Origin of the sequence: Kitasatospora sp. NPDC057542, assembly GCF_042801945.1 — a bacterium.
Classification (GTDB): Bacteria; Actinomycetota; Actinomycetes; order Streptomycetales; family Streptomycetaceae; genus Kitasatospora.
Genome location: NZ_JBHVFE010000409.1, coordinates 1 through 8,203, shown reverse-complemented (window position 1 = coordinate 8,203; position 8,203 = coordinate 1). Strand labels below are relative to the sequence as shown.

General features: G+C 68.4%; 10 protein-coding genes and 2 pseudogenes. 8 read left to right on the top strand and 4 right to left on the bottom strand.

The features are described 5' to 3' along the window. The 3 genes and pseudogenes from ACFU7Y_RS34625 to ACFU7Y_RS34615 form a co-directional block, all read right to left on the bottom strand. Positions 1-398 (bottom strand): annotated as a pseudogene (locus tag ACFU7Y_RS34625) (hypothetical protein); the annotation flags it as partial. A 115-nt stretch (positions 399-513) separates the two neighbouring features. Beyond that, positions 514-1,191: a CPCC family cysteine-rich protein gene (locus tag ACFU7Y_RS34620; RefSeq protein WP_224281096.1), complete on the bottom strand. Its 678-nt coding sequence runs from the start codon at positions 1,189-1,191 to the stop codon at positions 514-516. Positions 1,192-1,244: 53 nt separating this feature from the next. Further along, on the bottom strand, positions 1,245-1,577 hold the full coding sequence (locus ACFU7Y_RS34615) for a hypothetical protein (protein WP_380770738.1): 333 nt from the start codon (positions 1,575-1,577) through the stop codon (positions 1,245-1,247). 125 nt (positions 1,578-1,702) lie between these two features. Between ACFU7Y_RS34615 and ACFU7Y_RS34610 the strand changes: the two are divergent. Together ACFU7Y_RS34610 and ACFU7Y_RS34605 are read left to right on the top strand one after the other, a co-directional pair. Next, a pseudogene (locus tag ACFU7Y_RS34610) lies at positions 1,703-1,969 on the top strand (dihydrofolate reductase family protein); the annotation flags it as partial. Between the two features lie 40 nt (positions 1,970-2,009). Next, the gene (locus ACFU7Y_RS34605; RefSeq protein ID WP_224281094.1) at positions 2,010-2,747 is read left to right on the top strand and encodes a hypothetical protein; all 738 of its coding nucleotides are present in this window, start codon (positions 2,010-2,012) and stop codon (positions 2,745-2,747) included. A 33-nt stretch (positions 2,748-2,780) separates the two neighbouring features. Here the strand turns inward: ACFU7Y_RS34605 and ACFU7Y_RS34600 are convergent, their stop codons facing one another. Then, on the bottom strand, positions 2,781-3,098 hold the full coding sequence (locus tag ACFU7Y_RS34600; protein WP_224281093.1) for a transposase: 318 nt from the start codon (positions 3,096-3,098) through the stop codon (positions 2,781-2,783). 1 nt (position 3,099) lies between these two features. Between ACFU7Y_RS34600 and ACFU7Y_RS34595 the strand changes: the two genes are divergently transcribed. The 6 genes from ACFU7Y_RS34595 to ACFU7Y_RS34570 all read left to right on the top strand — a co-directional run bounded on the left by ACFU7Y_RS34595 (position 3,100) and on the right by ACFU7Y_RS34570 (position 7,418). Further along, positions 3,100-3,393 carry a hypothetical protein gene (locus tag ACFU7Y_RS34595; protein WP_380770737.1) on the top strand — a complete coding sequence of 98 codons (294 nt, stop codon included), beginning with the start codon at positions 3,100-3,102 and terminating at the stop codon, positions 3,391-3,393. Then, on the top strand, positions 3,393-3,941 hold the full coding sequence (locus ACFU7Y_RS34590) for a hypothetical protein (RefSeq protein WP_380770736.1): 549 nt from the start codon (positions 3,393-3,395) through the stop codon (positions 3,939-3,941). The genes ACFU7Y_RS34595 and ACFU7Y_RS34590 overlap by 1 nt, the downstream gene beginning before the upstream one ends. Before the next feature lie 153 nt (positions 3,942-4,094). Continuing rightward, positions 4,095-5,504: an IS4 family transposase gene (locus tag ACFU7Y_RS34585; RefSeq protein ID WP_380770735.1), complete on the top strand. Its 1,410-nt coding sequence runs from the start codon at positions 4,095-4,097 to the stop codon at positions 5,502-5,504. A 151-nt stretch (positions 5,505-5,655) separates the two neighbouring features. Next, positions 5,656-6,192 (top strand): transposase family protein, encoded by a 537-nt coding sequence (locus tag ACFU7Y_RS34580; protein ID WP_380770734.1) that lies wholly within the window; start codon positions 5,656-5,658, stop codon positions 6,190-6,192. Then, a complete protein-coding gene (locus tag ACFU7Y_RS34575; RefSeq protein ID WP_224281089.1) occupies positions 6,186-6,950 on the top strand; it encodes a hypothetical protein in 765 nt (254 codons plus the stop codon). Before ACFU7Y_RS34580 ends, ACFU7Y_RS34575 begins: the two co-directional genes overlap by 7 nt. Positions 6,951-6,998: 48 nt before the next feature. Continuing rightward, positions 6,999-7,418 carry a hypothetical protein gene (locus ACFU7Y_RS34570; RefSeq protein ID WP_224281088.1) on the top strand — a complete coding sequence of 140 codons (420 nt, stop codon included), beginning with the start codon at positions 6,999-7,001 and terminating at the stop codon, positions 7,416-7,418. Positions 7,419-8,203 lie beyond the last annotated feature (785 nt).

The window sequence follows — 8,203 nt, the reverse complement described above, 5'->3', positions numbered from 1 at the left end:
GCAGACCCTCCTGCGCCGTAGGCGACAGCCGCCGCATGTCCCCGACCTCGATCACACCGTGTCAACGAGCAGGCAACCAAGCCGTTTCGGCTCAAATAATTCCCCATCTCCCCGACCAGCGCGGAATAAGGGACGTCAAGCCCGCCGGTCTCCTCGAACCACCGCCGCGCATGCCCGATCCCCTCACGCCACAGCTGCGTCTCACCGACCAGCACCCGCGAGGCGATGAACAGCGCGAGCACGTTCTCGTCCACCGGCGTCTGGAACCGCACCGGCAGCGTGAACGCCCCCGACCCACCCGCACCCACACCGCTCTGACCAGGCCCGACAGCAGCCTCAGCGCTGCGCCCCTTGGTCCGCTTGCCCGACTTCTGCGGCACCGCCAGGGCCTCCACCACTTTGGCGTCGTGCGACCTCAAAGCGGTTATCTGGAGGCGGGGGAGTGTGCGGGACGTTTGTTCTGCAGGGCTGGTCAACGGCAACAGCCCGCCGGTTCCTGGCGGCATCCCACGGCTACTTGTCATAGACGACCTTGAAGCCCTGGGACGCATCCTCGTACCTGGTGAGTTGGCGGCGGAGCGCAGCTGCTGCCTGCGGTGCTCGAAGTTCCAGCTCAGCCCAGTGAGTGAAGCGCAGTTCATTGGGCATCTCGACCAGGCCGGTGATCGCATCCCAGAACGCGGCCCAGTTCATGCCGTAGAACGAGGGGAAACCGAGCTGCTGCTTCAGGAGGCCGTGAAGCTCGCGCTCACTGTGAAGCGCACCGACGTCGATTACCACACGTTGAGGCACATCCGGCTCCGGCTCCTCAGGGTATCCCCAGAAGGACGGGAGCCACCAGCACAGGATTGACCGGTCGTCGGGCCAAGGACGCAGAGCTTTGCTCTCCCGGTCCTCGAACGAGTCCGTGGTCGGGTCGATCGGGCGCCAGCCGGGATCAAGAGATTCATCGTCTGCCGGTGGCCGTACGAACCGTCTGCCGCGCTGATCACAGGCGCCGTAGGTCTGGAAGTTCTGCTGGGCTTCGAAGAGCGAGACGCGGTTTGCGCCGCCCGGCATGAACGGCCAGCGGAACTGCAGCAGGTCGTCTTCCCAGAAGCAGACCGGGCAGATGGCGTATGAGCCGGGCCATCCGTCCTCGACATCGAAGACGAGGTGACCGCAGCAGGGGCAAGGGCGACGGTGATCCACCGGGCCAGTGTGGGTTGCATCCCAGTCAGCAGCGACCCAATTTCGGGAAACGGTCACCGCAGCGGATGGTCCAGCCGGTTGAGGGTCTGCTGCAGGTCTCCCGCAGCGAGCAGTCCGACGAGCACGTCCACCATCCCCGCGAGGCCCGGTGAACGGACGATCAAGCCGTCAGGACACGAGAAGTACCCGCCGCCCAGTGACTCTCCGGTACCGTCCCACCGCTCCATCAGCCGGCCGACTTCGCCTACGGTCAGAATCGTTGCCCCCCACCGTGACCCGTCGGGGAGGCTGACTTCCGCATCGATGTTGCAGACCTCGTCGAGGTCCTCATCCGGATCCGGCAGGAAGCGGATCTCAGAGGGCGTTCGGTAGGGGATTCCCCCCAACTGTCCCGCTTTGATTCTTGCGGCACGGACTCGGTTCCAGGATCTCGTGGCGACCGGGCCCGTTTCCGCGGTATTGATCAACCGTGACGGAACGACGCAGGTATCCCTCTCGCCGAACGCCCCGGAACGCCTCCCCCGAGGAGGCCCTGCGCCAGGCCAAGGAGGCGGCCGGGGTCTGGACGTCCGGATCTGCGGCGGGCCCACCACGGTGCGGGAGTTCCTGGCCGGGGATCTGATCGACTTCCTGCCCGTGGCGGTGGTTGCCGATCGTGCTGGGGCGCGGCGTGCGGCTGTGGGACGGCCTGGAGGGGCTGGAGCAGCGCTTTGACGTGGAGTCCACCACCATGCCGAGCGGGGTCACGCACCTGGCCTTCACCCGCAGGCCGCGGTAATTCGGGTGACAGCGGCGGCCCGGTCGACCATCATCGGTCGGTGGCCGACACCTTGGACGTTCTGGAACTGCGCATCATCTGCCCACCGGCTGCCGAGGTCGGGCTGGAGGTCCGCCCGATCATCGGCGGACGGGACGTGTTCGCCGACTCCCCCTACCGGAGCGTCAGACCAAGGCACCTGCTGGGTTCGGCCAGGCTACTGCGGGCCACCGCCACCCCTCGCGAGGTCCGCATCGCCAAGACCGGATGCGTGGAGGAGTGCTGCGGCGCCGTCCACGTGACGATCAGGCGCGAGATGGAGCACGTGCTCTGGACGGGCTGGCGCAATCCGATGGACAAGGATTTCAGCCTCGCCGACTGCCGGTTCTCCGCCGCCCAGTACGACGCCGAGGTCGCCCGGGCCGAGGCGGACCGCAGGTGGCAGTGGCCCGGCACCCTGGTCGCCGATCTACTCGAAGCGAAGCTGACGGGAGACGGCAGTGGGCTGGCCGCGTGGGACTGCGAGCTCGAAGCGATCTGGGACAGTTGGAACGAACCCGACTGGATCGACGTCGTGCTGCGCCATCCCCGCGACTGCGACGAGCGCAAGGACCGCTGGCTCCAGTTCGGGATCAGGCTGCCGATCTCCGCGGACGACCCCGCCGGTCAGGCGGAGCAACTCGAAGCCCGGCTGACCGCCGAAGATCCCCGTGCCACGGCGCAGGTCTGGGGCGGTTCGCAGACGGCCGCCGAGAAGCTCGGCTACCGCTGGCCGCCGGAGTACCCCTGGGACTCGTGAGCAGGTGACCCTCAGTGGGCGTTCGATACCGGTTTAGGCTGCCACGAGTGGTTTCGGGCGGAGGTATTGCCCGGTTCTGTTCGGGTCGGCGGTCAGGCGGCTGGTCATGGAGTTCACCATGGCCCACTGGATCATCGAGCGTGACCGGTCCGGCAGTTCCTCGTAGTCGCGGTGGAGCCGCCGGTACCGGGACATGATCCCGAAGGTCTGCTCCACCCGCCAGCGGATCGGCTGCACGACGAAGCCCTTCTGTTCCTTGTCCCGGGCCACGACCTCGACATCGATGTCGAGTGCGGCGCCGTGCTTGACGACGCCGTTGTTGTAGCCGGCGTCCACCCATGCCTTGGTCACCGTGGACAGCTACCTGTACGCCACCGACGCCCCCTCCCCGCTGGAGCTGCTCCCGGTCAAGGACGACGGCACCCCGGTCCCCGGCGCGCTGCGCCTGGGTATCGCCCCGGGCAGCCACAAGCACGAGTCCTCGATCCCGCTCACGGCCGTGGTCGAGGCGATGGAGCGCCGGGAGCACCCCTCCAAGCTGGTCCACCGCTACACCACCGACGGCACCGCGATCGGCCCGGAGCAGAGCGGTGCCGATGGCGGGGACGCCGGCACCGACACCGACGATGAGGAAGGCGGGAACTGATGGCGGGCAAGGGGTTGTTCGGCCGGGTGCGGGAAGCGCTGTTCCCCTCCCGGAAGGCACCGGTGCAGTCCACGACACAGGCCGGCCAGGTACGGGACCGCAAGTACGGCGGGAACACCAAGGCCATGGCCGCCGCCTACGGCGTCTCGCCGCGCACGGTGCAGCGCTGGATCGACGGCTCCCGCCACCCCACCCCCAAGCACGTCGACCAGCTGCAGCGCGAGGCGGTCGAGGTGCAGACCACCGAACGCGGCCGGGAGCGCAAGGCCAAGCAACTCGCGCAGCGCGGCACCGTCTCCGGAATCGGGGCCCGGGTCGGCCGCGCCGTCAGCTTCGAGATCCGCGGTTCGGACGCGGTCCGGGCCCGCGACATCCACCTGAACCTGACGGGCGAGCAGGCCGCAGCCCTGGCCGTCGCCGAAGACGAGGACGAGGTGCGCGCCGTGATCGGCCAAGTTCTCGCGGACTACTTCAATGGCGGCGCCGGCTACGGCGGCTTCTCGGCCGACGACTTCGACTTCGACCCCAACGACTTCGACCTGAACTGACCTACCTACCACGCAGGGGCGTTTCAAAGCAATGCCGCGAAGTTACGGCTGAGGTGGCACTGTCAAGCGATTCGTTGAAGCTGCCCCCAGCAGGCAGGGCTCCTGCTAGGAGAGGAAGTCGACCAAGACGACTCTCCCTGTGCAGGAGCCCTGTTGACCACCCATTCTGGCAGTTGTCCCGCCGTTGATGTCTATGCTCCGGGGCATCTCGGTGCGCTCACCCGGAAGATCCCGCCGAGTCTCGTCGATGACGTGCTCGAAGCGACGGGCCGCCGCGAACGCCGAGTACGTCTGCTGCCGGCCCGCGTGGTCGTGTACTTCGTGCTCGCCATGGCCCTGTTCAGCACCGACGGCTACCACGGGGTGTGGGCCGGCCTGGTCAAGGGACTCGGCGGTGTCACCGCGCGGGTGCCGTCCACTCCGGCTCTGTCCCAGGCCCGTGCCCGACTCGGGGCGGCTCCGATGGCCGAGCTCTTCGCTCGCCTGTCGGGCCCGGTGGCCACCACTGCGACCCCGGGGGCGTTCTGGCACAGTCTGCGCCTGATGGCCTGGGACGGCCTGCACCTGGAGGTGGCGGACAGCCCGGCCAACGCCGCCGCCTTCGGCTATCTCCGCGCCCGCCGCGGACGCTCCGGATTCCCCCTGGTCAGGCTCGCCGCCCTGGTGGAGTGCGGCAGCCGCGCCATCCATGAGGTGGCCTTCGGCGCCTACAGCACCGCGGAGAAGACGCTCGCGCAGCGCCTGCTGGGCGGCCTGTGCCCGGGCATGCTGCTGCTCGCCGACCGGAACTTCGACGGCTACGAGCTGTGGGGCCAGGCCCGGGACACCGGCGCTCACCTGCTGTGGCGGGCCAAGGGTGTGCGGATCCTGCCCCGGCTGGTACCGCTGGCGGACGGCTCCTACCTCTCCGTGCTGCCCGACCGCAACGGGCGCGGCTACCGCGCCGCCAACGGGCACCAGGTCCGCGTCATCGAGTTCCACCTCACAGTGGCCACCAGCGACGGCGCCAGCCGAACCGAGCACTACCGCCTGCTGACCACGCTCATGGACCCCCGCCGCCATCCCGCCGACCAACTCGCGGCCCTCTATCACCAGCGCTGGGAGGTGGAGATCGCATTCTTCGGACTGAAGGTGACCTTGCGAACAGCAGACCGGGTCCTGCGGTCGCAGCACCCGGAAGGCGTCGAGCAGGAGATCTACGCCTATCTGACCGTCTATCAGGTCCTGCGGCGGGTATCGCATCACAGTGCTCGCCGCGTCGGCGTCGACCCGGACCGGGTCTCCTTCACGGTGGCGGTCCGTACCGCGCGTCACAGCGTCATCGCAGCCGACCACGCCTCGCCCGGCGGCCCGGAGACCTTCCACCAGCTGCTGACCAACGAACTCCTACCGCCACGACGCGCGGATCGTGTCAGCCCCCGCGCGGTCAAGCGCCCGGTCTCACCGTTCTCCTACAAACAGGTCCATGCTCTCCGCGAGAGCCGGACAGCCAGACGTGCGACCTACACAGTCCACCTCCGCGAACCCTCCGCCGACGCCTTGACAGTGCCACCTCAGCCGTAACTTCGCGGCATTGCGTTTCAAAGTCCCGGTGATCACGTGAGTCCGCAGGCCAGAGCGGTCTGGAGGGTCCGGGGCGGCCCGTCACGTACGCATCGAAGCTCCGGTTGAACGAGGTGACCTTGCCAAGTCGCCTTGAACCGCTGGAGCTTCGATGTGCCGTCAGTCTGCCACTGTCTGTCTCGTCAAGTCGCCCGCTCTGGAGGATGTAGCGGGGCTCTCGCTGGCGGAGCGCCTGTGGGCGCTGCCCGATCCGCGTCGGCGGCGCGGTGTGCGTCACCCGTTTGTGGCGGTGCTGCTGGTTGCCGCCTCGGCGGTGGTCGCCGGCGCGCGCTCGTATGCGGCGATCGGCCAGTGGTCCACGAGTGCTCCGCAGCAGGCCCTGGCGCGGCTGGGCGCTCGTGTGGCGGGCGTGTTGGGGGTGCGCGTCGCGCCGAGCGCTGCCACGATCCGGCGGATCGTCAACCTGGTCTGTCCCGGCGGCCTGGCCGATCTGACCGGTGCGGATCCCGGCGGTGCGGACTCGGTTTCCGTGGATGGCAAGGCCGCCCGTGGCTCCCGGCTCGGCCAGACTCCCGCTGCCCACCTGCTGGCCGCGATGACCGGCGACGGCTGGACCGTCACCCAGTTGCGGGTTCCCGACAGGACCAACGAAATCACCTGCTTCGCCGGGCGCTGCTCGGTGTGCTGAAGGCCGCGACGGTCAAACAGGTCTGGCAGCTCGCGCAGCCCGGCCACGAGCAGCCGAACACCGTCGCGGGCGGACTGCGGGACATGGCGCGTCCGGAGAGCCGGCTGACCGAGCAGCGTGGCAAGACCGCCGGCCTCAAGAAGAAGCCAGACACCGACGGCGGGGGCGGCGGCGAGGGCGGCCAGGCCGTTCCCGCCATGTCGAAGACGAGGACGAGACTTCCGTGGCCTGTACGCGTTGAGTGTCGATCGGCGGCGTGGTTGGCACCTGAAAAGCATGTTGAACGTGTTCAAATTTACTGCCATGATGGGGCCGCTCCAGCAGCAGCCGAGCCGTCGGCGCCCCGACGGCTCGGTACTTCACTCTGCGCCGCACGGGGAGGAGAACAACCGCACATGGACAGGGCAGTGATGCGTACGGGGAGGGCTCGCGGTGCGCGTGCCGCGGCCTGGGTGCTGGTACCGGTGTCCTGCATTGCGGCGGCGTCAGGCTGCGGGGCACTCGGATCGCGGCCGGACGAGGTCTTGATCAGCCAGAGCGACCTGGCCGGCGCCTGGACGAACGGCGACGGCATGACGCCGCGGTTCGACACTGATCACCACGTCGCTTCCCGCGTACAAGTCGGCTCCTGTGAGCTCGACGGAACTTGGGAGTTCCATGTCTGCGACTCCGGTGCCTCCAGCCATTCCGACCGGGCCGACACCGGGGGCTATGGAGCATCCGTTTCAGTTTTCCAACCCCACCGCGTCACCCTGTGAGTGGCGGCCTCTAACGTGGACGGAGACCCCGGACCTGCGATGAAGAAAATGAAGAAAACCGTACTGGCCGTCGCAGTGGGCTGCGTGCTGACGCTGACCATCCTGGCCTTCGTGTTCCTGAATCCCTTCGGCGGTTCGATCAAGACGGAGGAACTCCTGGGCTCCTGGACCGGCTCTCAGGGGGCGCAGCTGACCCTGCATGAGGACGGCACCCTGTCCGCCGTCAACATCCCCACCGAGTTCGCGGACGTGGACGCCATTGCTGTCCGGCAGTTCAGCGGTCAGGGGAGCTGGAGCCTGGAGGAGAAGTCCACCCTGGCAGACCAGCAGATCGACGTGACGCTCGACGCGTCGGACGGCACCAGAACCAGCGTGCGGCTGCGCGTACGCGGTGACGGCGTCCGCGACGGGATCTACATCCCGGTGTCCGAGGACTCCCCGAAGAAGTTCGTGTTCAGGAAGTCCTGACACCTCGCGGACGCCACCGCACCGGGCGGGTGGGGCCGGATCGTCCGGCCCCCGCCCTGTCGTCGTTCTCGGCACCGACGACGGACGACGAACGAGGTCCACTTGGACTGTCCGCCGCCGGGCCGAGCAGCGAGCCCGTGGCAGGTAGATGTTAATCCTCAGGGCCCGGCTGCGATATGCCGATCTGGTGTCAGTGGGTGGGCTGTCAGCGACGGTATGTCAGCTGGATGGCTGTTGAGGCTGTTCAGCGGGGTCTGGAGGGTTCAGGTGCTGCTGTCATGAGGATGGTATGGCGGGTGGTGTTCGCTGTCGTGGGGTGGTGTTCAGCTGACAGCCCGGGGCCCGCACGCCCCGATCTGGTGGCGCTTCGGCAGCCATCAGTGGCAGAACCTCACCGACGCCCTCGCCAACACCGAGTACCTCACCCGCACCCGGGCCCGCCTCGCGGCCGAGGAGCAGGCCGCCGAAGACGAGAAGGAACGGCGCCTGGAAGCCACCCGCTGCCCGGGCTGCGACCGTCGCGAGGGCGAGTACGACTGGGAGCCCGGCGCCAGCGACGGCACCGAGCTCTGCTACGACTGCCGCAGGGAAGCCGACGACACCCGCGAGCACGACGTCCTGCTCGCCGCCCGCCGGGCGAACGCCGCCATGCACCCCTGCTACACCTGCCAGGGTTCCATCGGAGGCAAACCGGACTCGGTCGCCGAACTGCGCAAGCCGGTCGACCCGTACCGCCTGGAATGCCCCGACTGCGACGACAAACGCCACGCCAACGGTCGCCCGCC

What these genes read in the sequence shown, in the direction of transcription:
- ACFU7Y_RS34580 (WP_380770734.1), top strand. Translation starts at nt 5,656, where the DNA reads ATGTGCCGTCAGTCTGCCACTGTCTGTCTCGTCAAGTCGCCCGCTCTG.
- ACFU7Y_RS34570 (WP_224281088.1), top strand. Translation starts at nt 6,999, where the DNA reads ATGAAGAAAACCGTACTGGCCGTCGCAGTGGGCTGCGTGCTGACGCTG.
- ACFU7Y_RS34590 (WP_380770736.1), top strand. Translation starts at nt 3,393, where the DNA reads ATGGCGGGCAAGGGGTTGTTCGGCCGGGTGCGGGAAGCGCTGTTCCCC.